This is a genomic window from Streptomyces sp. NPDC045846 (assembly GCF_056431605.1).
The window spans coordinates 513,227-536,416 of record NZ_JBWKKJ010000005.1 but is presented as its reverse complement, the minus strand read 5'-3'; the positions used below and the strand labels follow the sequence as shown (position 1 = coordinate 536,416).

The following is a 23,190-nucleotide window of genomic DNA, read 5'->3' as shown; positions in this document are numbered from 1 at the left end:
ACTCTGATGTCGGTTCGGGGTAGGCCATCAACTGTCCAGCGAGAGTGCGTTTTTGGCGTGTGTGACGGATTCCTCCGGGACGGGTCCGCCGGGATTCTCGGTGGCCAGTGCCTGGTTGACGGTGACGAAGGGGCGCATCCGCCGCTCGTAGCGGGCATACGCGGTGCGGTGGTCGCCGTTGGCTTGGGCCAGGCAGTCGGCCAGCACGTGGGCGCCGACGAGGGCCAGGCTGGTGCCCTGCCCTGAGAGGGGGGAGGGGCAGTAGCCGGCGTCTCCGAGTAGGGCTATCCGGCCCCGCGACCACTGGTCCATGCGGATCTGGGCCATGGCGTCGCAGTAGAAGTCGGGCGCCTTCCGGGCGGCCTCGGACAGGCGAGTCCCTTCCCACCGCATGGATGCCAGCTTGTCCACGACGAGCCGGCGCAGGGCGCCGCCGTCGCGGAGGTCGTGGGCGAGGGGGGCGGACTCGAAGCCGAAGGCGATCCTGAGTTCGGTGTTGCCGCGTACGGGCATGATGCCGAAGCCCGTGTCGCCGTCGCGCAGCCACATCTGCCAGTCGTGCAGGGCGAGGAAATTGTCCGCGCTGAACACCGAGAGGTAGCTGCCCAGGTGGTGGGCGACATGCTCCTCCGGGCCGAAGGCCAGGCGTCGCACGGTGGAGTGGAGGCCGTCGGCCCCGACGACGAGGTCGAAGGTGCGGGACGGCCCGTGCGCGAAGTCGACGCGCACGCCGGTCTCATCCTCGTCGTCGAGTGCGGTGATGCTGTCGCTGAAGAGGTACTCGACTCCTGCGCGGGTGCGCTCGTACACCATCCGTACCAGGTCCTCGCGCAGCACCTCGATGTCGTCGCTGTCGAGCCGGCCGCTGCTGAAGGTCGCCTCGGTGCAGCGCTCGACCTCGTGACCGCGGGGGTCGAGGATCGACATGCCGCGCATGCGGGTCCGTGCGCGGCTTGCCTGCTCCAGCAGGCCCATCCGCTCCACGACGTCGAGTGCGACGCCGCGGATGTCCACCGCCTGGCCGCCGAGGCGTTGGCCCGGGGCGCGTTCGACGACGGTGGGCGCGAAGCCGTGATGGCCAAGCCAGTAGGCGAGGACGGGCCCGGCGATTCCGCCGCCGGAGATGAGTACGGTCTGCATGAGAAGTTCCTCCAGTGCTCATTACGGTGTACGCGCATGAACGTACGACGTACGCATGCTCCCTCCAACTCCCCAACTACCAGGCCTGTACTAGGTCAGAATGCCTCTGTTCGGCGTCGCCGCTGCTACCCTCTGCACTAGTACAGGAGAGGGAAGCGGCAGGACGTGACGAAGACCACAGCCACAGCTGGCGATCCGCCCTATCTGCGCATCGTCGCCGCGATCCGGCGACGCATCGCGGCCGGTGAGCTCGCCCCCGGAGACCGGGTTCCCTCGACCCGGCAGATCGCCGCAGAATGGGGCGTCGCGCTCGCCACCGCGACCAAAGCCCTGACCACCTTGCGTCTGAAGGGACTTGTCGAGGCCCGGCCCCGGATCGGCACGGTCGTCGCCGGAACGGCCCCCGCTGCACCGGCCCGCAGGCGCCCGTCACCCGCACCGGACCCCGAGCAGGAACTGAGCCTCGACCGGATCGTGCGCACAGCGATCGACATCGCCGATACCGAAGGACTGTCGGCGCTCTCCATGCGCGGCGTTGCGGCACGGCTCGGCGTCGCCCCCATGTCTACCTACCGGTACGTCCCCGGCAAGGACGACCTCATCCTGCTCATGGCCGACACCGCATTCGGCGAGGAGCCCTACCCTGCCAACGCCCCCGAAGGGTGGCGTTCCCGCATCGAACTGGGTGCTCGAACCCTTTGGACCCTCTACCGCAAGCACCCGTGGCTGGCCCAGATCGGCTCGCTCACCCGCCCACTGCTCGTGCCCAACCTGATGGCCCACGGCGAGTGGGTGCTGGAAACCCTCGACGGCCACGGACTCGATCCCACCACGCTGTTCGATATCCACGTCCTGCTCTACAGCCATGTCCAGGGCCTGGCTGTACACCTGGAGATGGAAGCGCACGCCGAAGCCGCCACGGGCCAGTCGGAGGACCAATGGATCGACAGCCACGCCCCCGCTCTCCGGGAACTGGCGGAATCCGGCCGCTTCCCGACCTTCACCAAGGTGGTCGGAGCCTTCAAGGACGGCTATGACCTGCGCCTCGATACGCTCTTCGAATTCGGCCTCAAGGCACTCCTGGACGGCCTGACTTCCATCGTCGAAGGTCAGGAAGCTGTCACATAGACACAAGAACGAGATCATCGGGACGGGCTGTTTCCAGGTGGCCACCCGGGGCGGTCCTTACTGACAGCCAGATCGGCAAGCGCCTTCACCGCCTCGGAGTCCGAGCCAACCAGGACCGGTCCACCGCGCTGTACACCGGCGCCACCGAAGTCTCGGCAGCGATGAGAAACGCCATACCGCGGCCCTCAGAAACTTGTTCAGCAAACTGCTCAGCTGTCTCCACCACTGTCTGCAACACCGCGTGCTGTTCGACCACGATCGTGCCTTCGCACCGCCTGCGGACCTTGCTGCCTGAGCATCTCCTTGACCAACCAACGACATGAGATGTCTTCGACTACTCGGCGGCGGTGTGGTCGCGGGTCGGGACCGGGGTGCCGTCCACGATCAGCACGGTGTCTTTGCGGAACCGCTTGCGCTGCTGCAGGGCCAGCTCCGGTCCGAGGTGGTTGACGATGCGGTCGGCAGCGGACTTCGACACTCCGAAGAGCGGCGCGAGTTGGCGCAGCGTCAGGTTGGTGCGCCAGTACGCGGCGACCAGCAGAACCCGGTCCTCCAGCGGCAAGCTCCACAGCCGGCCCTTGCGAACGGGGTCGGCACCCTCACGCCGCAACGACGTGATGAGCCTGCCGAACTGACGCGGGCTCAGCCTGGTGAACGGGGTTATCCAGGACGGCTCCGATACCGTGATCACACCAGTCACGACAAGACCACCTCACCTGTGACCAGCAGTTAAGGGGCAAATCTTAGGTGCTGATCAGGAGCGTCCATGTGAGTAGTGCGAGCAGGAGTTGGGAGAGCACGGTCCAGTAGGCGCGGAAGAGGGCGGCGAGTGCTGCTGTCACGAGGATGAGGATCAGCGTGCCGTGTACCCGCTCGGTGTGTCCAGGTCTCGCCCGGTCGATCCCCTCGTGGGCTTGACGCCCTCTCTGCACCAGCGGGCAGCCCGTGAAGGCGTGCGCCTCAGGCGTGGGCGGGCTCGAAGTCGATCACGACCCTCTTCTCCAGCTGGTAGCTGTCAAGGTCCGGATAGTTTCAGAACTCACCCGGACGGATCTGGTGGAACCTGGACGTCGCGTTGATCTCGTTCGCGGCGACAATGCAGCGGACCGGGCTGGGCCGGTTGAGCCCGCGGACGAGCTGGCCAACTCCATGGCAAATGCGATGCCGCGGAGGAGCAGGATCCGTTGATCGTCCTCCGTGATCTGCTGAGCGTGATCGACGATAGCGACAGGAGAGATCTTCCTTTTCGTCATTGGATCTGTCCCACACCAGCGTCTTCGCCACTCAAGGGTGCGTGTTCGCAGCGCCTACACACGTGAGTCCACGTTGAAAAGGCGCAAAATGAGCACCATTTAGGGGCGAACGAAGGACTGGCACCGCCCCGAACTCATGGCTCAGCCCATCGGTGTGCCCGCGAAGATTCCTCATGCTGGCCAGGCCAGGCACCGCAGCAACTCAGGGACGACGCTCATGATATCGCCTCCTCCACGACGCGCCATAAACCCGCCCTTCACGCATGGGACGCAGCCAGAGCCAAGGTTTGGGTGAGGTTCCTGCTAATTATCACCATTGCATGCGGTACGGGGCCGCGGTAAGCGGAGTATCGGCCGCCGGACCTATTTCCGCTTGCCGAAGCGGAGAGCCTGGAGCTCGTCCGTAAGGGCCATAAGACGCTCCTGCCCGACAGCTGGGATTACGTATTCCAAAGACTCGACCCTGGCCCGGAATTCTTCCGGAAGTACGGCATGATGCCTGGAAACGTAGAACCACAGGTCACCGCGCCAAACCCACTCTCCGTCCGTGAAAATCGAACCGCCACCCATGATGCTTTCGCCCGACCCGAGCACGTCGTCGACGACGCCCATGGAGGCGAAGAGCATATGTCCACTGCGGAGATAGGAGGCGATTTCGCTGTCGTTCGGCTGCGGCTCATCCGCCACGAACGAGCGGATGCTGCTGGTGGCATCCGGACTCGACGGCCAAAGCTCACTGAAGAAGCCGAGAACCTTCATCTTGACACTTCCCTTCAAAAACTACTTGACAATGGGCAGGAAGGTCCTCCAGTATCCACTATTTTGCACCTTCGGCACTTGGTCCTTTGGCCGTGAGGGGTAGATGCCCACTTCGCCTGTCGGAGCCTTGACCGGAACCCCCAGTTCGTTGGCCAGCTGCTGCGCCGCAGGGACATCTGTTATTCCGTCGCGAATCCGTCTCGTATGGCAAGAGATAAGCCTGATGGGCCCGCCCTTGTAACTGGGATTGTTCCTGATGGCTTCGACTATATGGGCGGGATGCACCTCGCCAGGCGGAAAATCGACTCCAGCGGCATTCTTCCTGCCGGGCATGAAGAATGCCTTGTCGCTGCCGTGAACGATCACGTCGTGGTAGCCATCTAGCCGTGCTGTGAATTCCCGGTTCAATTGGATCATGCTGTCGTAGCCGATTGTAGTCAGGTGCGGCTGCTGGTAGACGTGGTCACCAGTCGCCGGCACGACGTCACCGTGCTCCTTGGGTGGAGCTGGCAGCTTGGATTCCGGCGCGTCCGGCGGGACGTAGTCCGACCGCATGGTTTGCGCGGGATTTGCCGCCCCCTGGTCGATGTCCTTGCTGGAGGGGTGATCGGCATTGCCATGATTGCCGTGCTCGCCAGTGTGCCCTTCGCCGCCCCCAGTGCTGGCCTCGCCGCTGTGACCGGAATCGTGATCTGAGGGGCCGTGCGGACTGGTGCCGCCGTCGGCGGGGTGGTCCACGGCGTGGGCGCCTGTGGACAGCGTGTGGTGCGTACCGCCAACTCCCGGTGGCTCATGCGCTGTGGTGGGGCCTGCGACCGAGTGGCGGGCGGTGTTGTCCAGCGTTCTATGACCAGTTCGGTCACCAGCAGCAACGAGCACGGGCGATTTCACAGCGGGCGCCCGTAGCTCCGCGGCGTGCAGCAGGGAGTCCTTGAGCTGGGCGATCTGGTCGGCTGAGAGCTCGCCGTGGGCCGCGACTTTGGTGCCGTCGGGGCGCGTGACGGTGTACTCGCCGTCTGTGAAGGAGAGTTTGGTGCCGTCGGACCATACAGCTTCGGTGTCGGTGACGTGGGGGAGGCTGGGGTCGTGGGTGAGGTGGGCGGTGTCCGCGAGTGGGCCGAGGGAGAGTTCCCGGAGGCCCTTGAACAGGTCGCCGACCTTGCCGACGCCGAGCTGGCCTGCCTTGAAGACGTACGTCATCGGGTCGACGGCGCGTCCTGCCTTGCCCAGGACGGAGACGGTCTTGGCGACCGCGCCCGACTTGGCGGCCGTGCCGGCACCATCGGTGAAGACGGTCGTCAAGATGTTGAAGGTGACCCCGCCCGCCGCGCGGGCCGGGTTCTTGCCCCACTCGTCGTAGGCGACCATGGCCTTGCCGGTCTGCTTGAGCGCCGTGCGCGACTCGCGGAGCCACTTCGGCATCATGCTGTCGGGGGCGCTCAGGAAGAGTTCACGGGCGACCGGAGTCATGACGAAGGCCAGGCCGGTGGCGACCTTGGCCAGTCCCTTCCAGGCCTCGCCGGCCGCGTCCCAGCCGTCGGTACCGATCAGAGTGCCAAGCCCCTTGACCGTGCCCACCACTCCGTCCATGACGAAGCCGTCCCACACAAAGCTCTTGCCCTGGTGCCACAGCCAGCTGAACCCCGTGTACTCGGGCTCCGCGTAGTTGCCCCAGGGAGCCTTGTCCAGGTGACCGAGGTCATCGGCACTGGCCCCGTAGGCGCTGGTGCCCTTGGGCAGCACCTGACCGCCGCCGAGCTTCCCCAGCACCAGGGTGCTCCCGCCGACCAGCGCGGTGATCTTGTTGTGGCAGGCGATCTCGGCCTCGTAGAACGCCTGCAACGTGGCCTGGACCTCGTCCTTCAGGCCATCGTTGCGATCCCGCTTCTTCTCGTCGCGCCGCCAGTGGTCATCACCCGCGATACTCGCGGTGAACGCGAACGCCTGACGCTGCAGATCCTCGAGCTTCTTCGCCAAAGGCCGCACCTCCTGGCTGTAGGCACTCAACGCACCGGCCACCTTCTCCAGCTGCCCCGCGAACGTTGCCGTCTTCGCGGCCACCGGAGCGGTCGTGGCGAACAACTGGTCCGCCTCCGGCGTCCGAGACATCTTCCATACCTGTCTGACCGCGCGAGGTGACGCACTCTTCGAGCTCACCGACGCGCTCCTGTGCACCGACGCCGGTGACCACACCGGTCGACAGCCTGCGGATACCGGGGGAAACACCGCAGGCCCCGACGACGCACTGCGCCGCGGTCTGGATCGGCGACGGAACCCCAACAGGATGGCAGCGCGGCGAACTCGGCTGCCACGCCCAGCCGCCCGCCGCCGTAACGACCTTGGCGAACGGAACCGTGGTCATCGCCGGCAACAGCGACCTGCGGCTGCGGCACTCCCGCAGACCAGGCCACCATCCAACCACCACAAAAACCATCGCGAACCACGCACACCTCACAGCCCCGGCATCGACCGGACTCGACCCCGGACAGGCACGCAGCGGTGCCCCAGGCACCGGACGGCCGTTGACGAGGCGGCCAAGGAAGTAGCGCACGAAGAAGGTGTCCCGGGATCGCGGTCAGATCCCGGCACTTCGTGCTGTTCACACCGGACACTCCTCACCCGCGCGGCAGGCAACGGTCGGCCCCGCATCGATCATTGATCACGGTCCGCCTCGCTCCACCAGACCCTCCTGCAACGCCGCTCCCCCGCCACAGAGTTCACACCCAACACCTGGCACACCCCCACCGGTCATGATCCGAGTCGATGGCCGGGTGAAGGGCTGTCGGGCTGTGTGTCGAAGGTCTTTTGTCGACCGTTGTCGCAGCCGGTGACTGTCGGATGTGCCATGCGCCGATACATTCTGGCGATGGCTGCACATTGAAGTGCCATGGCCAGCGCCATGGCCAGACAGATTCCGGGCAGCCCCAATCCCGACAGGCTGTATGCAAGTGCGAGTTGGAGCGCCACGCCGCACGCCGTGATCCGTGCAAGGGCAGCGCTGCCACCGCCGCCCTCAAAGATCCCGCCCAGCGCGATGAAGCAAGCGAGAAGCATCAAGTACGGGCCTAGGCAGCGCAGATAGAGTGCCCCCGCCTCGGCCACCTCTCCCCCGCTGCCGAAGGCCCGCATGATCCACGGTCCGGCGACGAGCAGTGTCAGCAGAGCCGTGAACCCCAGAGATCCGGCCAGGAGCAGCACCTGCCGTCCGATGGCCCGCCGCTCATCGCGTCCCGCACCAAGGAGATGGGCGGTGCGGATGGCGGCAGCCTGGCGTACCGCGTAGAAGGCCATGGTCGCGACGTACATTGCCTTCGTCGCGATCCCGTACGCGGCGACCTCGCTGACGCCGATCCGGGCGACGATGGCGACGAGTGCGAGCGCCCCCGCCATTCGTGCGACGAAGTCGGCCGACATGGGAAGCCCGGTCGCAGCCGTCCTGCGGGCATCGGCTCGGAGCGAACCGTCCCGGTTCGGGGCCTCCTGTCGTAGTACGCCGTTGCGGTGCAGCGCCGCGAAACCAAAAAAGAGCGCGCCCGTCCGGCCCAGCACTGTGGCGATCGCCGCCCCCCGCACGCCGAAGTCGAATCCCAGGATGAACAAGGGATCCAGCCCGAGAATCAGCCCGTTCGCTAGGATCGCGAGCTTCATCGGGGTGCGGGTGTCGCCCGCACCTTTCAGGATGCCGTCGACGACGTTGGTCGCGAAGAACACCGCGATCCCTGGCAATGCGATCGAGAAATAGCCAGTAGCGAGGGGCAGCGAGTCGCCGCCGCTGCCGCCGAGTACGAGGTGAGCGAGCGGTTCGCGGCACAGGTATCCCCCGATGGTGATCAAGGGTGTGACGAGTACCCACAGGGCACATCCGCCGCGCACGGCGGAGCGCATCGCTGCCGGATCTCCAGCTCCTCTGGCTCGGGCGACGAGCACTGTCGTGCCCGAGCCAGCGACGAGGATGACGCCGAGCAGCAGGTTCTCGACATTCGTGGCGACAGCCACCGCTGCAACAGCGCTCCCGCCGAGCCGCGTCACCCAGACCATGTTGATGATCCCGGCCGTGACCCCCGCGAGCAGCTCGAAGTAGACCGGATACGCGAGCGTCACCAGCCTGCGCCGGTGTTCTGCTGCCCTCATGACTTCCCCCTCTTTTCGCTGTACCTCGATTCGAGGTACAGCGAAAAGAGGTAGCATGCCACGACGGGACGGGCAAGGGCGCTGTCACGCGCAGGAAGGAGCTCAAGGGATGCTGGAGCTGTCGATTCTGGGTTTTCTCTTCGAGGAGTCCCTGCACGGATACGAGGTGAAAGCCCGCATCCAGGGCCTCAGTGGCCACATCCGCCCAGTAAGTGACGGGGCGCTCTATCCGGCCATCACCCGGCTCGTGAAAGCGGGTTTGGTCGAACAGCGCACCGAGCCCGGAAGCGGCGCCGCACCCCGCAGGATCCTGTCCCTCACCGAGGCGGGCCGCACCGAACTGCTGGCCCGGTTGCGGCAGCCGAAGGAAGCCGAAATCACCGATGGGCAGCGCTTCTTCACCCTGCTTGCGTTCCTGCACCACCTCCCCGACCGTGCCGAGCAGGCCGCGGTCCTGCGCCGTCGGCAGACCTTCCTCGACGTCCCAGCGAGCTTCTTCTACCGCGATGGCGAGCCCGTACGGGCCGAGGAGGCACCGGATCTCTTCCGACAGGGCATGCTGCGAATCGCTCGCGCCACCAGCACCGAGGAGAAGAAGTGGCTGGCCGAGGCAATCGGCAGCCTGGAGGGCTGAGCACAGACCGATGGCGGAGCCGCCGTGCTAAGGCGGTGGCGGCGCAGGCGAACGTACAGATCCTCGTGCTGGTCCTCTTGGGCACAAAGCGGGCAGCGAGAGACCAGTCCCCCGTGCCGGTCCGTTCAGTGCCCACCCTTGCCGACGACGCTGGCCGACCACAGCAGTCAGTGGATGCCGATCCCGGCGCCCGACCGCCCGGCCTGCGTGCCCGGCCGCCTACAGCTTGAAGAGTGGGTCGCTTCAGGTGCTGACTTCTACGGAACTGTGCAAACGGGGCAGCTTCTTCGCCCTCTGGCCGACGCCGTTCTTCCGGGCCACCTCCGTCGCCGGTGCTCGGCGACGTTCTGGTGGTCGGCGGCGGCGCGGGTGCGCCAGTCCAGGACCTGCTCCTGGGTGAGGTCCTCGAGGACCAGTTCCTGGTCGCCGACACCGGCGGCGCGCTAAGCCTCCGGCCCGACCAGGCCGACGCCGTCAACAGTCGGAAGAAGCAGCACGCCTGCGGACGCGGACCGATCCCGCCCCTCGACGGTGAGTCATGTGAGGCACGCGGGTCGAACCTCGGGCCAGGCGTCAGATCTGACCAGTATTCAGCCTCGACGCCGCCGGTCACCGGTGTCAGCATCGCCGGTGGCCCATCAACCGCACACCCGGGGGAAACATATGGCTGGCCGAGCCCGCACCATAAGGAAGATCGCCACCGCTTCCGCAGCAGCTGCACTGCTCACACTCTCGATCAGCGCGGGAACCGCCACCGCCGGTACGCCCCAGCCGTTCGCCGGCCAGGCCCGCGCCGCGCATCTCACCCCCGCGCAGAACAGCTCGCTGCGCGCCGAAGTCGCCAAGTACCTCAAGCGCAGCGGCGGCAAGCAGATCTCCCTCAACGAGATCAAGGTCGACGACAAGCGCACCATCCGCGTCGCCATCCCCGGCGAGGCACACCCGCGCACCTTCACCGACCACGGCAGCACCGCCCCTGCCTACAGCAGCATCTGCAACCCGTACGCCTACACCCAGAACGGCTACTTCTGCGCCTTCAGCGACTACGCCTGGGCCGGCAGCGAAGACCAGATGTACTACTGCCACTCCTACGACATGAACTTCACCAGTACCGGATCGTGGGTGAACCGCCAGTACGGAACGCACGCTGCGAAGTTCTACGGCAAGCGCGGCGACCGACTCGGCCAAAGCTTGCCGCCGATCTCCGCCGCCAAGGAGCAGAACTGGTACTACGTGTGGACGGTCGTCCCCTGCTGAACGGGCCGCCGAACAACGCTGCCGGAGTGTTCGCGAGTGCTGTCGACCTGCGGCGTGGCGAGGAGTTGGGAAGCGCCTCCCGCCCAGCAGGTGATCGTTTCCCGGGGCTGGGGGCGGGGCTGTTGTCAGCGGCGGGCAGCTGAACGCGGCGCATGGCTGTTCATGCGCTGTTGCCGGTGCTTGGGCTGTTCACAAGCACCTCTGACCAGTGGGGCAGCCACCGCCTGCAAGCTCGCTTCCCGACGGCGGCGTGATCGTTTCCCGGCGGATCTGCGGAACGGGTACCGTCCACCGCATGGTGGGCGACTTCGATGCAGCTGTATCCATGCACGACGGCATATCGGACCGGTCGGAGGCGTGGGACTTCATCCGGGCCTTCGCGGCTGGGTGGTACGCGCCCTTGACCGACAGGGACGGCTTCGGCGAGGAAGAGCTCCGGCATGCGGAAGGCCGGCTGGGTGTGTCGCTGCCAACCGCTCTGCGTGAGGCATACCTGCTCTTTGGCCGTCGTTCGGCGTTGTTCGAGCACCAGGACCCGATGCTGCCTCCCTCAGAACTCTTCGTACACGAGGACCTCGGTGGTGTGCTGTGCTTCCGCAACGAGAACCAAGGGTGTGCCTTCTGGGGGGTGCGTCTGGGCGATCTGGGCGAGACCGACCCACCAGTCGTCGTGCAGTCGCGGGACGGTTGGCGGCCCTTCATGGACAGGGTCTCGCTGGCGTGTGTGGAGCTGGTTCTCTCGGAGGCACTGTTCAGCGAGGGCCAGCTCTACAACGCGTGTGAAATGCCGCCTGATGTTGTGGATATGCTTCCGCAGCTCTACGAGCGAGTCGCTCTCCCGGATTACCCCATGTGGACGGGTGACGACGACTCTCCGGTCCGCTGGTACTCCGCTGCCGGGCTTCTTCTGCGGCAGGACGGATTGACGGCATACAGCTGGCTGCACGTTCGGGGGCGAAGTCTGGCCCACCTCACCGCGGCCTGCTCCTCTGTCCCAGGCCGATGGGCTCAGTGGCAGGGAACGGAGCCGACCGTGGTCGACGAGCTGCCTTTCTAGCTCTCCTTATGCGGACTCGGCCCGGTAGCTCTGCAGGAGTCGGAAACACTCCTCAACCGGCGTCGACCCTTCCGGCGTGTTCCGTTCGTTTTCTGCCCGCCCAGCCAAACGACACGCTCTTGCCGCCAAGGTGCGCTTGAGCCACTGGTTGAACTTCCAGAAGCTGAAGCTCTCATTCGCCGAGCGCACGCTGACGGCGGCCTGGTAGCCGAGAAGCAGGGTGTTCGCGAGTGCTGTCGACCTGCGGCGTGGCGAGGTGTTGGAGAGCGCCTCCCGCACAGCAGGTGATCGTTTCCCGGGGCTGAGGGCGGGTCTGTCCGCTGCGGACCCGGTGGCGTGATCCTCGAACGACGCTGCGACAGGGCAACGACGGCGCCGCGCCGGAGTCGCGCCGGTGTCGGCCAACAGCAGACGGCCTCGGAGGGATGCCGGGCCACACCTGCTGGAACAGGGGCGGCTGTGGGAACTTGCGACTGATCTACGCCCCGTACTGGAACAAACAGCACGGGCTGGGACAACGATCGGCTGGCCCGTGCTCCGCGAGCGCCTTCCGGGCCTGCCCGGGCTTCACCGCGATGACGAGTGCCTCCTGCTCTGGCTGGTCGACGAAGACCGCCAGGCCGACGAGCCGCTGTTTTCGGCACTGGTCACGGCCGGAGACCGGCAGATGCGCCCGCGTTTTCCCGAAGTCGCCGCGGAACCCGGGCTCTCCGCAGGCCGCACCACGGCCGAACAGCGCGCCGCCTGGGGCTACGAGGTGTTGAAGACCCATCAGCACTGGCGCCACCGCTGAATTCCAGCTGTACCGACCGGACGTCATCGACGGCTGCCTCGCCGCACCGCTTTACCACCCCTGGACCTGTGAGCGCCGGGTCGACGGAGGAATTGATCTGAGCCAAAAGCCGCTGGTCAGCTACGTTGGCAGCATGACCGACAGCCTGCCCGAGGACGTAGCCGACGTACTCGACCTCCTTTTGGACCCGGACGAGCCCGCTCACGTCGCCCTCCGACGACAGGTGCCCCACCTCACGGTGCAATCCCGTTGTCAGTGCGGGTGCGGCACTGCCTACTTCGAACTCGACACCGAAGCGGTGGAGCCCGCTCCCACGGGCCCCGGCACCGTCGTGGCTGCCGACATACAGCTATTCACGGAAACCGGCGAGTGCCCTGGGGAGGTCCTGGTCTTCACGCAGGGCGGCTACCTCTCATGGCTGGAAGTCTGCTCTTGGAGCGATGACGTCGAGGTGAACCTCGCCGCGGCGCGGCGGTGGCTGCAGCCGGCGCCCAGAACCCGAGCCCCGGCACCATCCGGCGGACTCACAGCCTGACGCCACCCACCCACGAGCCGACCGACATCACGAGTCCATGTTCAGTACTTGTGCTCCTCGGCTCCCAAGTTCCCGCTCCACCTGGTGTCAGACGCTGCGTACTCCCGGGAGGCGAGGTCTGTGTCGATAGCGAAGACGAGTCCGTGGTGGTCGCTCGCTCCTGATGGCTGGTCCAGGAGCCGGTAGCCAGAGACTGCCGGGGCGAGGGGTCTTGTTACCCATGCCTGGTCTATGCGGTCATCGGCGGGGTCGCGTGCAGCAGTGTTTCGTCCTGGGACGACTTGTACACGTGCCAGGCCACATCGCCGTAGCCGTTGTGGGCCAGGGTGCGTGCGACGCGCCGGGGCAAGCTCCGGTTTGTCCTGGTTTTCGGTGTCGGGCAGGAGTGTTCTGGAGCCCAGGTTGTGGGGTCTCCTCGCGCTGAAGTCCAGGGCGGATGCGCGGCGGACGCGGGCGAAGTTGCCGAGATCGTGCGCTGACGGTTCGGCGTGAAGTACATCCTGGTCACGCTGGACTTGTTGCTGCACCGCATCGGCTGGAGTGTGCAGGTCCCGTCCCGTAAGGCCACCGAACGGAACGAGGCGAAGGTCGCCGCCTGGAAGGAGGAGCAGTGGCCCGTCATAAAGAGAGGGCGGCGGTCGTGGGTCTGCTTCGAGGATGAGGCAGGCCAGGGTCTGAGGCCGCCCAAGGGCCGTACGTGGGGCCGACGCGGTCACACCTCCGTTGTGCGGGTCACCTCGCAGGGCACCAAACGCGTCTCGACGGCTGCGCTGATCTGCACCAGGTACGGCCACAAGTCGCGGCTGATCTGCCGCATCGACCGCGCCCCTGCCACAAGCCGGCGCAAGGGCATCACCGAAACTGACTACGCCCGCCTGATGTTCGCCCGCTGCCACCCCACTCGCCAGGAGGGCACTCCCGCCGACGGCCGTTCCCGCTGCGGCGGCGATCGAGTATGGACGGACTTCCACACGATGAGCGCGCTGCCTTGGCGCGTCCTTGACAGCCTGCGCCGCGGTCGGCCCGGCACACTGTGCCAGGACAGCATCCGCCTTCTGCCCCGCGAGGTTGCCATGGCGTACGGACTGGCCCGGCGCGAGCTGCGGCCCAGGGTTCCGCTGCGACACGGGGAGGGCGACAAGTACCACCTCACCAGTGTCGAGGGGCTCGCCGCGCTGTCCCTCGACGCGCTGAGCTCGGTCGCCTACGGCCCCGAGGCGATCGTCCTGGTCCTGGTCGCCGCCGGGACCGGCGCGCTGACCGCCACGCTGCCGGTGACCCTCGTCATCGCCGCACTGCTGGCAGTCCTCGTCGTCTCGTACGGCCAGGTGATCGCCGTGCACCCGGACGGCGGGGGTGCCTATGCGGTGGCCAAGAAGGACCTCGGGCCCAGGACGAGCCTGCTCGCGGCGGCCAGTCTCGTCGTCGACTACGTCCTCACCGTGACCGTGAGCCTCGCCGCGGGTGCGGCGAGCCTCGCCTCCGCGTTCCCTGCCCTGGGGCAGCACCTGCTCGCCGTCTGCCTCATCGGGCTCGCCCTCCTCACGGCCGTGAACCTGCGCGGAGTGGCCGAGAGCGCCCGGGTGCTCATGCTGCCCACCGTCCTGTTCATCGTGAGCATCCTCGGCATCATCGTCGTCGGTCTGCTGCGCTCGCACCCCGCAGCCGTCGTCGGCAGCGCGCAACCCGTGCATGCCACCGAGGCGCTGGGGGTGCTGCTCCTCCTGAAGGCGTTCTCCTCCGGCTGTTCCGCACTGACCGGCGTGGAGGCCATCGCCAACGGAGTGCCCGCCTTCCGTACTCCGCGGGTCAAACGGGCACAGCGCACCGAACTCATGCTGGGCGCGCTTCTCGGGCTGATGCTGATCGGTCTCGCGGTGCTGATCCGCCGCGACCATGTGGCCCCCCGCGGTGGCGTGACCGTCCTCGCCCAGCTGACGGCGGGTTCGTACGGAACGGGCTGGCTGTACTACGCGACGAATCTCATCGTCACGCTCGCCCTCGCCTTCGCCGCCAACACGAGCTTCGGCGGGCTGCCCGTCCTGATGAGCCTGCTGGCCCGCGACCACCGGCTGCCCCACCTCTTCGGGTTGCGCGCGGAGCGGCCCGTCTACCGCTGGGGAGTGGTGGCCCTCGCCCTGCTCGCGGCGCTGCTCCTGATCGCCGTGGACGCCGATACGCACCGGATGATCCCGCTGTTCGCGATCGGTGTCTTCATCGGATTCACGATCAGCCAGATCGGGCTCGTGCGGCACTGGGCAGGTCAGCGGCCGTCCGGCTGGCTGCCGCGTGCACTGCTCAACGGTGTCGGCGCGGTACTCACCACGATCGCGGCGATCGTCCTGCTGGCCACCAAGTTTCTCGAAGGCGCCTGGGTGGTGGTCGCCACCGTGCCGTTGCTCATGCTCCTCTTCGCTCGAATTCAGCGCTATTACACGGCAGTTGGGGTCGAACTCGGACTCGATGAGATCCCACCTCCACCCGTGCGGCACACCGATTCCCTGGTCATCGTGCCGGTCGGCGAGGTCAGCAAGCTCACCCAGTACGCACTGACGGCCGCCGGCACTCTCGGTCGCGAGGTCGTCGCGGTCGCCGTGCACAGTGATTCCGACAAGGTCCGTGCGCTTCGGGAGAGTTGGACCCGCTGGAACCCGGGTGTGCGGCTGGAGGTCATCGACAGTCCGCACCGCTCCCTGGTGCAGCCCATCGTCGACTACGTGAGGGAAGCGGCAGAAGGAGGACGGCAGATCGCCGTTCTCATCCCCGAGGTGGAGCCCCGCCATCGCCGCTACCAGATTCTGCAGAACCAGCGCGGCATCCTGCTGGCCACAGCGCTGAGAGCACGAACGGATGTCGTCGTCTGCATCGTGCCGTACCGGCTGAGCCTGTAACGGGCCGCGGCCCCGGCCGACGGCGGCGACCCCGCACGGCTGCGGGTGATGGTGACGGTGGTGGGGCGAGCAGATGGGAGTCTCCGTTCACGGCACCCCAACCACGGTTGTCTGGGGCACCGGTTGGTGCGGATGACCGGCATTGGTTCGGCCGGACGCCCACACCATGACCCACGCCCATCCCGTCGAAGCGTCGCAATCCATGCCTGGCAGAGGACGGAACTTCACACACCCCGACGACCACGGCGCACACCGCCGAGTGAAGTGCAGCCTGCGCGCTCCATCTTGGACCGGGCTGCCGGCGCAGAGGGGCATGCGGGCCTTGAAGCGGCGGGCGAGGATGACCGGGCAAGGCCGGGGTGTTGTTCCGGCACACCCACTGTCACCACCGCGTGCACCGAGGGTGGAGTGGCGGTAGCTTCTCGCTGTCGCCGTGCGTTTGGAAGCTCCGTGCGTACCGCCGCCGTCTCGCTGTCGCTGCTGCCGCTCTCGCGGTGACCGCCGCCTCCACGGCCTGTTCCGGCGCCAAGTCGGCCTGGGACTCCGAGCACTCCCCCACCCGCCTCAGCCCCGCTTCGGGCGTGAAATCCCTGCCGCGGGTGCGCGCGGCACTGTCGGAGAGGCCGGGCCGGCAGGGGTTCGACAGCGACCAAGGTGGTGCTCCTGCCAGGCGACTCGTGCCGGAGGGACGACGCCCAGCTCGGGAGCCGTCGACGGGGTGACGTTGCGGATGGACAGGGGGCGACGGTGGTGTCGCGGGTCGAATGCCAGGCGCGTGTAAACACATCCTTGACGCCTCGGACGCGTAAAGGCATCCTTGACATGTGACTGATTCGCCGACGCCTCTCGCGGACTTGGCCGCGCGTCTCACAGGGCAGGCCTCTGCCCTTGCCGGACAGCTGGCCAACCCCGTGTCTCAACCGGCCTACCTCGACCTTGTCCGGATCGCCGAGGAGGTCGACGGTCTGTCCGAGCAGGTGTTGAAACTGTGCGTGCAGCAGTGCCGGGATGCCGGGCACACCTGGCAGGAGATCGGGGATCTGCTCGGAGTCACCCGCCAGGCCGCGTTCCAGCGGTTCGGAAAGCCCATCGACCCGAGAACGGGAGCACCCATGGACAAGACCGTGCGGATGACGGACGCTGCCGCCCGCGCCATAGAGATCGCCACCGCTGTCCTCGACGGCCGTATGGACGAGGCCCGCCGGTCATTCAACGCCGAGGTGTTGGCGGCGTTCACCGACGAAGTCCGGCTCGATGGGTTGGCCACGGTGGCCGGTCTCGTCGGCGCCTACGAGGGTCTCGGGGACGGCGAGCCGTTCGTGCGGCGCATCGGCGACCACACGGTCGTCGACGTTCCGCTGCGCTACGAGGCTGGCGAGATGAAGGCCCGCGTCGCGTTCGACGCCGAGGAGCGGGTCGCGGGCCTCTTCATCCTCGCGCCCGAGACGCCGTGAACCGTCGATCAACCCGAACACACCAGTCGAGGGGCAGAGATGACCGACGAAAGCACGACCTCCTACACGGACGGCGGGATCTCCTGCGATGACCAGGGGCTGACCGTTCGCCGCTACTACCCGTGGGGCGCCAAGCGGATCCACTACACCTCGATCAAGGGAGTTCAGAAGCTCCCGCTCACCGGAGCGAATGCCGTACGCAGGTGGCGAATCTGGGGCACGGGTGACTTCCTCCACTGGTGGAACCTCGATGCGAACCGACCGAGTAAAGACGTGGCCCTCGTGATCGACGTCGGCCATCACGTGCGCCCCACGATCACCCCCGATGACCCAACCGCCGTCGAGCGCATCCTCGCCGAGCACATCGCCGCGCAACCGAGAACCTGACCTTCCAGGGGTAACCTCGCAGCGGCACCTCAACCGCTCTGGCCGCCGCGGTCAGCGCGAAGGAGCCTGCCATCCCAGGGTGCACGCAGACCTTCGACCGTGTCGCTGCTGGTGATCTCGGGTCGTTGTTTGACGCGGAGACCTTCCGGGACAAGGCGGGCCGAGGCCGCGTCTCCGGGGGCTGCCTGAATTGAGCCGCCCCCTGGAGTGTGGACACAGGGGTTCATGCTGCGAGCGTGCTTCCACGTTCTCTCTGGTGTTGCTGTTTGAACTCGGCTGGCGAGCGGTAGTTGAGGGCGCTGTGGCGTCTGCGGGCGGGTAGTACGTGAGCCACTGGAAGATCTCCAGCCTCGCCTGACGCCCCGTCAAAAGCCGTCTCTGGTGCATCATCTCTCTTGAGCCCCTGCCAGAACAGCTCGACGAGAGGGCATCCTCGTGGCTCGAGCCGACCCGGCCCATGCTCCTGCGGACCCCGAAACCGTCACAGACCTGCGTGAACGCCGCCGACGCGTACTGCGAGCCCTGTCCGCATGGAAGATCACTCCTCCGACGTTGCCGCCGCGGGCCTCGACCGCCATCGTCCAGGCGTCGATGGCCAGCTCGGCTCGCATGCGCGCGGCCACCGAGTGGCCGAGCAAGCGGCGCGAACAGATGTCCAGGGCGCAGGCGAGATACAGGCACGTCCAGCCGAAGCTCCTTCGGCCCTCCCCCTCACCGTGGAGAAGTTTGAGCAGGCCACCGCCGTGCACAAGGCCATGACCGAGCACGCGGTCAGGTTCAGCGTCAACCGTTTCGAGCTGAACGCGGACGTCGTGAGGGCCGCTCACGACGACTGCACGCGTGGTCGCCCTCGACACCATCATCGACACCCACCCAACGCTCCAGCGACATGCCGGCGGCCGATGGCGGCTGTCGGTCCTCGCCGTACGTCGGGATGTCGTGCGCGGTCATGGCCAGGCGCAAGCACGTGCTCGCCCCGTGTCGAGTCGAGAAAGCGCCTGCGGCGCGACTGTCCGGTTCAGCGGATCCGGTCGTAGACGACGGCGAGCGTGCCGTCCTCACCCGCGGCCTGGCTGACGAGGGTCCACCGCGCTGCGGGCAGGCCGTCGTCGAAGAGGCGGGGGCCGCCGCCGAGGAAGACCGGGAAGATGGTCATCGCCAGGCGGTCGACCGTGTCCGCCGCCAGCAGCGCTTTGATGACACTCGCGCTGGAGAGCACGAGGATGTCACCGTTCCCGGTTGCCTTCAGGCTCGCCGCCACCTCGGCCGCCGGCTTGTCGAGGACCGTCGTCCGGTCCCACGGAGCCCGGTCGAGGGTCGAAGAGAGAACTACCTTGTCGGTGTCCACGAGCCACTTGGCGAAGCTCTCGTCGCGCGGGTCGACGCCTTCCGCGCCGATGACGGTGGGCCAGAAGCCGAGGAATCCTTCGGCGTTGACCCGCCCGAGCAGGGCCGTGGTGGCCGACTCCCACAGGCCCGTCAGGTGGTCGCGAGCGACGTCCGAGACCGCGTATGGCATCACCCAGCTCATGTCCAGCGGGTTGTCCGCGGCGGCGTAGTGGCCGTCGAGGGAGAGGGCGATGTTGGTGACGACTCTGCGGCCTGCGCTCTGCTGGGTCATTTCGTACTCCTCGTGTCGGTGCTGTCGTTGTCGTGCGGGTCGGCGGCCAGGGTCTTTGCGAGCTTGTCCAGACTCTGACCGAAGCCGGTCTTGATGCCGGCGATGAAGTCGGCCGAACCGACCGTGCTGTCGGTGATGCGCCAGACGACCTCGATGTCCGTGCCTTCTTCGCCCGGGCCGAGGCGCATGTCGATGTGCGCGGTGAAAGCGGGGGTGCCGTCAGGCAGGAGCGGGGACAGCCGATAGGCAAGTCGCTCGACGGGGCGTACGTCCTCGACGACTCCCTCCGCGCGGCCGGCGACCGTGTCGGATCCACTGGTGTCCTGTGCGTCGCGGTACTCCTGAACGATCCGTCCGCCGGCTCGCGCCTCGAAGACGAGCTCCGAGACACGGAGATCCTGGGGCGTCCACCAGTGCGCCAGCAGAGACGGCTCGGTCAGGTGCCGCCAGACCAGCTCGGGGCGCCCCTCAAGCGAGCGTTTGAACGTGAAAGAGCGACCGTCGGCCCAACCCGCCTCCGTCGCGGCGAGCCGCTCACCGTGCACGGCGCGCTGATGGCTGTCGTACACGGCATACGGACCGTCAGCGCGCTCCGCGGCACCGGCGATCTGGTCGAGCGCGGCCGCCAGATCGCGCAGGGGGCCGGACCGCAGGGCGTAGATGCGGCGTTGACCGACGCGCTGCGAGACCACCACGCCCGCGCGGCCAAGGGTCTGCAGGTGCTTGGTCGTCTGCGGCTGGCGGGCATCGGCAAGCTGAGCAAGCACACCGACCGGCCGGGGCTGCTCGGCCAGCAGCTTGACGAGCCGCCAGCGAACCGGATCGGCCAGAGCGGCAAGGAGTACATCCATGCCTTGAGTATTCCTCGTGACGAATATTCCTGTCAAGGAATACTCTGCGGCGAGGACCGGAGGATCTGGCTGACCTACCGGCTCAGACCGAACCGGGAACGATGACCCCACCTCAGGAAGCCCACCTTGAATGGGCCTGACGAAACAGCGCCGACGGCGGCGAGACGCGACGGCCCGGCCAACGCACAGCCGGCCCGGATCGCCCCGATCCGCGGCCATGTCCGGCGGAGGTGACCCGAGGCCGCACGGCCCAACGGAAAGGGCACGAGGCCGAGTCTGCCGGAACCCCTGCTACCGAACGTCCAGCCCATGCTCGCCGGGCCCCGCACGGGCTGGACGCAGGCCGTTGGACTGACCATGATCCGGGCAGGTGGCTGGCTCCCGCCAGTGACGGAACACCCGGCCCGGACCGCCCCAAGCGCGACCACCCCAAGCGCTCCGGCCGGGCCCAAGGCCTCAGCACCACCACCCCGCCACCAGCGGCGAGCGCATCACGTCCAGGTCGACGAGGCCTCGAGACCCGCGCGCCGCAGATACTCCGTGAGATCCCGCAAATTCCGGGTCCGGCCAGAATGGTGCCGTCCACCCGCACCCTCCGGGCACCCGTCTCATCGGGCGGGTACACCACGATCATGCGCTCTGCGGCCCTGACCTCCACCCTGCGACGGGTCGCGGCCCGGGGCATCCAGCAACCGCGCGGGCGCCCGGGGCCGCGCAAGCCCCCACTCTCTCCTCCTGCTCACTGAGCGCAGGGAGTTGGGCAGCAGGGAATGCCCGACCTCCCACCCCCCACCGTGGGTCTGGCCTGGGCTTTCCCAGCGCCTGCCGGAAGCGGGGTGTACCAGACCGAACCCCGTCAAGTCACTGCTCGACAGTGAGGCGAACCAGGGAAGCGCAGCGGACCCGGCCGCACCCCCTACGAGGCCGCGAAGGTCCTCCCACTCCGCGCGCTCGCCCTGCACGGGGCGGCCACCCCGATCGGCACCGGGGACCCGGTGCCGATCGCCTCGATGACGGCGGCGGTCACCCTGCCCGGCCGCGTCACCGTCATCGACCCCACCTCCCCAGCCGTCCGCGCGTTCCTGCGACGGGTCCGCGCCACACAAACCGCGTCAAAGTCGCATCCACAGGTAAAGCTGGCCGGGTCGGATGGAAGTTACCCAGGCTTCATTGCAGGACGGCAAGTGCTGCGCCCCATTGGGAGGTGGTGGTTCCAGACAGCGTGCAGGGTCCAGGCGTGCGGACGAGCTGGTAACCGGTGGTGAGCCTGTACGAGGACAACCTCACGGTGGGAAGGGTTGTCCAACTGGGGTGGAGAATCGGGCCGGAGCCACTGTTCGAGCCGACTGCGCCGAGGAGGAGCTGGCCCTGCCGGCACCCTTGTGGTGTGGTGACCCTGAAGGTGGTGCCGCCGGACTCGCCGTTGCCGATGGCGTTGGCGACGGCGGCGTGGACGTTGCGGTACTCGTCGACGACCACGTGGTACTTGCTGGCGGTGACATAAGCAATCTGCAGGTGGTCGGCGGTCGACAGAGCAGCGACCTCGAACGACGCGAGGATGATCACTCGATGGTGACGCGTGTCGAACACGTCCGCGATGGGCTGGTAGCGGTTGCCGCGGCTGTCCGAGACGGACAGCCGCGCAGGGCAGGTAGAGGTCAGCATGATCGATACCACCAATGCGTCGCCTGCGGCCACATCCTGAGCGACAGGGATCGTGGTGCCGGTACCGGTAAGGATCTGCGCCTGCGAGCCGGGCCGCCCTACCCAGGTCGGCGTGTGTTGCGGCTGGTTGATCGTTTCCGGACCGGTGGCGGTGACGGGTCCCGGGACCTGGGAGGGATAGGAGGCGGGTGACATCTGAACGCCGTCGTCGCTGATCGCGTTCCGACACTCCTCTGCCGTGCTGATCTGACTGCTGCCGACTGCTCTTCCCGCTGAAGCCGGGCCGCCGACGGCATAGCCGGCAACGACGGCGCCTATGGCAACGCCTGCCAGCAAGGTTGTCATCCTGCTGCCCAGCCAGGACCATCCGCGGGCGGTCGAGGAAGGGGGCTGGGTAGCTTCCGTGAGCTGCTCGACGGGCTGGACTGGTTCGCGGGTGGCAGGTTGGGTGCAGTGGTTTGCCCCGTCTGCAGGATTCCTTGCCGCCGCAGCCCAGGCTTGTCGCCATGCAGCCTCGTCGCCATCGCATGCCGTGACGAACTCGCGTACGACCGGCCAGCTGGGTAACCGCCCACCCGTTGCTGCTTCATGCAAGGCCGAATGCGACACGGCTCCCGAGGCCTTGGCCATCGTCCGGAACGACGGGTTGCCGGCCTCAGCGCGCAGCTGCTGCAGCCGGGCGAGGAATGCGGCAACCCCATCGGCTTCGTCCATCACGCTCTCCGATCAGTCTCCTTGCGACATCCGGATAGCCCTGCATGTCGCGTCCGTGCGTGTCCGTGCGTGTCCATGCGTGTCCATCAGGTTGTACAGGAAGGCGTGCTCTGGCGTACCTGAACGTAGAAGACAATGAGCGCCCTCTTGGCGCGCTCCCCTGCTCCCAGCAGAGTGCCGACGCCCCGGCGATAGCTACTGATGTCCGGGTTTGCCGTCTGGCGTCAGCCGGACGCCGCAGGGCCTTTCGGACGCGCCCCAGATGGAGATGAATGAACGCCGACAGGATTGGCCCTCCACCAGAGGTCGCCAGTTGGCCGAGGATCGCGATCGTCTTTCCGCCGGTGCGTTCCGCCCGGTCGCGGCGGCCGCGATCCGCGAACTGGACAAAGCCTGGCCTACGGATTCCGCCGCCGGCCCGGCAGTGTTCGCCTCTCGTAACGATCGTCCGGCCGATCGGGCCTGACGGCGCCACCCACCAGAGAAAGATGAATATATGACCATCCGTAGGAAGATTGCCTCGCTCGCGTTGGCGGCAGGAATCACGGCTGGCGGCTTCGCCATGGCCGCTCCCGCGAATGCCACCGTGGTGAACGTCCCGTGCCCCAGCGTCGGCGTGACCGTCCTCAGCGCGACGCACAACCCCTTCTGCTACGCCGGCGTGGGTACTGGCTGGGCCAACATCGACAACACCACCGAGGTCCAGTCGGGTCGCAACAACGGCTACCTTCAGGACGTGGCAGGGGGCCGGGTCTACTTCTGGCCCGGCGCCGACCAGCCCGTCGGCCGGTCGTGGACCCGGTACGTGGTCATCACCTAGACACGCACCAGCGCGGTGGGGGGGGGGGGGGGGGGGGGGGGGGACCGTCACGCTTCCTCGCCCCCTCCCCCCCCCCCCCCCCCCCCCCCCCCCCCCCCCC

Annotated in this window: 20 protein-coding genes and 1 pseudogene; 11 read left to right on the top strand and 10 right to left on the bottom strand. The window is 67.3% G+C overall.

Annotation, left to right across the window (positions count from 1 at the left end; all coding sequences use genetic code 11):
• Nucleotides 1–27 precede the first annotated feature (27 nt).
• Nucleotides 28–1,140 carry an FAD-dependent monooxygenase gene (locus AC07F3_RS17390; RefSeq protein WP_479114910.1) on the bottom strand — a complete coding sequence of 371 codons (1,113 nt, stop codon included), beginning with the start codon at nucleotides 1,138–1,140 and terminating at the stop codon, nucleotides 28–30.
• Between the two features lie 165 nt (nucleotides 1,141–1,305).
• Here AC07F3_RS17390 and AC07F3_RS17385 point away from each other — a divergent pair, with 165 nt between their 5' ends.
• Nucleotides 1,306–2,268 (top strand): TetR/AcrR family transcriptional regulator C-terminal domain-containing protein, encoded by a 963-nt coding sequence (locus tag AC07F3_RS17385; protein ID WP_479114908.1) that lies wholly within the window; start codon nucleotides 1,306–1,308, stop codon nucleotides 2,266–2,268.
• A gap of 337 nt (nucleotides 2,269–2,605) precedes the next feature.
• Here the strand turns inward: AC07F3_RS17385 and AC07F3_RS17380 are convergent.
• The 5 genes and pseudogenes from AC07F3_RS17380 to AC07F3_RS17360 form a co-directional block, all read right to left on the bottom strand.
• Nucleotides 2,606–2,968 (bottom strand): annotated as a pseudogene (locus AC07F3_RS17380) (helix-turn-helix domain-containing protein); the annotation flags it as partial.
• Between the two features lie 43 nt (nucleotides 2,969–3,011).
• Complete coding sequence (locus AC07F3_RS17375) at nucleotides 3,012–3,200, bottom strand: DUF6234 family protein (RefSeq protein ID WP_479114906.1); 189 nt, start codon at nucleotides 3,198–3,200, stop codon at nucleotides 3,012–3,014.
• A gap of 684 nt (nucleotides 3,201–3,884) precedes the next feature.
• The gene (locus AC07F3_RS17370) at nucleotides 3,885–4,280 is read right to left on the bottom strand and encodes a hypothetical protein (RefSeq protein WP_479114904.1); all 396 of its coding nucleotides are present in this window, start codon (nucleotides 4,278–4,280) and stop codon (nucleotides 3,885–3,887) included.
• 21 nt (nucleotides 4,281–4,301) lie between these two features.
• Nucleotides 4,302–6,362, bottom strand: coding sequence for a hypothetical protein (locus AC07F3_RS17365; protein WP_479114903.1), 2,061 nt, complete (start codon nucleotides 6,360–6,362; stop codon nucleotides 4,302–4,304).
• 666 nt (nucleotides 6,363–7,028) lie between these two features.
• Nucleotides 7,029–8,411, bottom strand: coding sequence for an MATE family efflux transporter (locus AC07F3_RS17360; RefSeq protein ID WP_479114901.1), 1,383 nt, complete (start codon nucleotides 8,409–8,411; stop codon nucleotides 7,029–7,031).
• Between the two features lie 109 nt (nucleotides 8,412–8,520).
• On the opposite strand from AC07F3_RS17360, the gene AC07F3_RS17355 reads away from it, so the two are divergent.
• From AC07F3_RS17355 to AC07F3_RS17320, 8 genes are all read left to right on the top strand, one after another.
• Nucleotides 8,521–9,045 carry a PadR family transcriptional regulator gene (locus AC07F3_RS17355; RefSeq protein WP_479114899.1) on the top strand — a complete coding sequence of 175 codons (525 nt, stop codon included), beginning with the start codon at nucleotides 8,521–8,523 and terminating at the stop codon, nucleotides 9,043–9,045.
• 663 nt (nucleotides 9,046–9,708) lie between these two features.
• The gene (locus AC07F3_RS17350) at nucleotides 9,709–10,302 is read left to right on the top strand and encodes a hypothetical protein (RefSeq protein WP_479114897.1); all 594 of its coding nucleotides are present in this window, start codon (nucleotides 9,709–9,711) and stop codon (nucleotides 10,300–10,302) included.
• A 295-nt stretch (nucleotides 10,303–10,597) separates the two neighbouring features.
• Nucleotides 10,598–11,359: an SMI1/KNR4 family protein gene (locus AC07F3_RS17345; RefSeq protein ID WP_479114895.1), complete on the top strand. Its 762-nt coding sequence runs from the start codon at nucleotides 10,598–10,600 to the stop codon at nucleotides 11,357–11,359.
• Between the two features lie 532 nt (nucleotides 11,360–11,891).
• Nucleotides 11,892–12,152 (top strand): hypothetical protein, encoded by a 261-nt coding sequence (locus AC07F3_RS17340; protein ID WP_479114893.1) that lies wholly within the window; start codon nucleotides 11,892–11,894, stop codon nucleotides 12,150–12,152.
• 133 nt (nucleotides 12,153–12,285) lie between these two features.
• Nucleotides 12,286–12,687, top strand: a complete 402-nt coding sequence (locus tag AC07F3_RS17335) for a hypothetical protein (RefSeq protein ID WP_479114891.1) — start codon at nucleotides 12,286–12,288, stop codon at nucleotides 12,685–12,687.
• Nucleotides 12,688–13,175: 488 nt separating this feature from the next.
• Nucleotides 13,176–15,578: an APC family permease gene (locus tag AC07F3_RS17330; protein WP_479114889.1), complete on the top strand. Its 2,403-nt coding sequence runs from the start codon at nucleotides 13,176–13,178 to the stop codon at nucleotides 15,576–15,578.
• 911 nt (nucleotides 15,579–16,489) lie between these two features.
• The gene (locus AC07F3_RS17325) at nucleotides 16,490–17,032 is read left to right on the top strand and encodes a DUF3887 domain-containing protein (RefSeq protein ID WP_479114888.1); all 543 of its coding nucleotides are present in this window, start codon (nucleotides 16,490–16,492) and stop codon (nucleotides 17,030–17,032) included.
• Between the two features lie 39 nt (nucleotides 17,033–17,071).
• Nucleotides 17,072–17,419: a PH domain-containing protein gene (locus tag AC07F3_RS17320; protein WP_479114886.1), complete on the top strand. Its 348-nt coding sequence runs from the start codon at nucleotides 17,072–17,074 to the stop codon at nucleotides 17,417–17,419.
• A 1,018-nt stretch (nucleotides 17,420–18,437) separates the two neighbouring features.
• Here the strand turns inward: AC07F3_RS17320 and AC07F3_RS17315 are convergent.
• The 4 genes from AC07F3_RS17315 to AC07F3_RS17300 all read right to left on the bottom strand — a co-directional run bounded on the left by AC07F3_RS17315 (nucleotide 18,438) and on the right by AC07F3_RS17300 (nucleotide 22,273).
• Nucleotides 18,438–19,040 carry a dihydrofolate reductase family protein gene (locus tag AC07F3_RS17315; protein WP_479114884.1) on the bottom strand — a complete coding sequence of 201 codons (603 nt, stop codon included), beginning with the start codon at nucleotides 19,038–19,040 and terminating at the stop codon, nucleotides 18,438–18,440.
• Nucleotides 19,037–19,891: a metalloregulator ArsR/SmtB family transcription factor gene (locus AC07F3_RS17310; RefSeq protein WP_479114882.1), complete on the bottom strand. Its 855-nt coding sequence runs from the start codon at nucleotides 19,889–19,891 to the stop codon at nucleotides 19,037–19,039. Before AC07F3_RS17310 ends, AC07F3_RS17315 begins: the two co-directional genes overlap by 4 nt.
• Nucleotides 19,892–20,807: 916 nt before the next feature.
• Nucleotides 20,808–20,942, bottom strand: a complete 135-nt coding sequence (locus AC07F3_RS17305) for a hypothetical protein (RefSeq protein WP_479114880.1) — start codon at nucleotides 20,940–20,942, stop codon at nucleotides 20,808–20,810.
• Nucleotides 20,943–21,058: 116 nt separating this feature from the next.
• Nucleotides 21,059–22,273, bottom strand: coding sequence for a hypothetical protein (locus AC07F3_RS17300; protein WP_479114879.1), 1,215 nt, complete (start codon nucleotides 22,271–22,273; stop codon nucleotides 21,059–21,061).
• A gap of 259 nt (nucleotides 22,274–22,532) precedes the next feature.
• On the opposite strand from AC07F3_RS17300, the gene AC07F3_RS17295 reads away from it, so the two are divergent.
• Both AC07F3_RS17295 and AC07F3_RS17290 read left to right on the top strand, forming a co-directional pair.
• On the top strand, nucleotides 22,533–22,736 hold the full coding sequence (locus tag AC07F3_RS17295; RefSeq protein ID WP_479114878.1) for a hypothetical protein: 204 nt from the start codon (nucleotides 22,533–22,535) through the stop codon (nucleotides 22,734–22,736).
• A gap of 30 nt (nucleotides 22,737–22,766) precedes the next feature.
• Nucleotides 22,767–23,090 (top strand): hypothetical protein, encoded by a 324-nt coding sequence (locus AC07F3_RS17290; RefSeq protein WP_479114876.1) that lies wholly within the window; start codon nucleotides 22,767–22,769, stop codon nucleotides 23,088–23,090.
• Nucleotides 23,091–23,190: the final 100 nt, after the last annotated feature.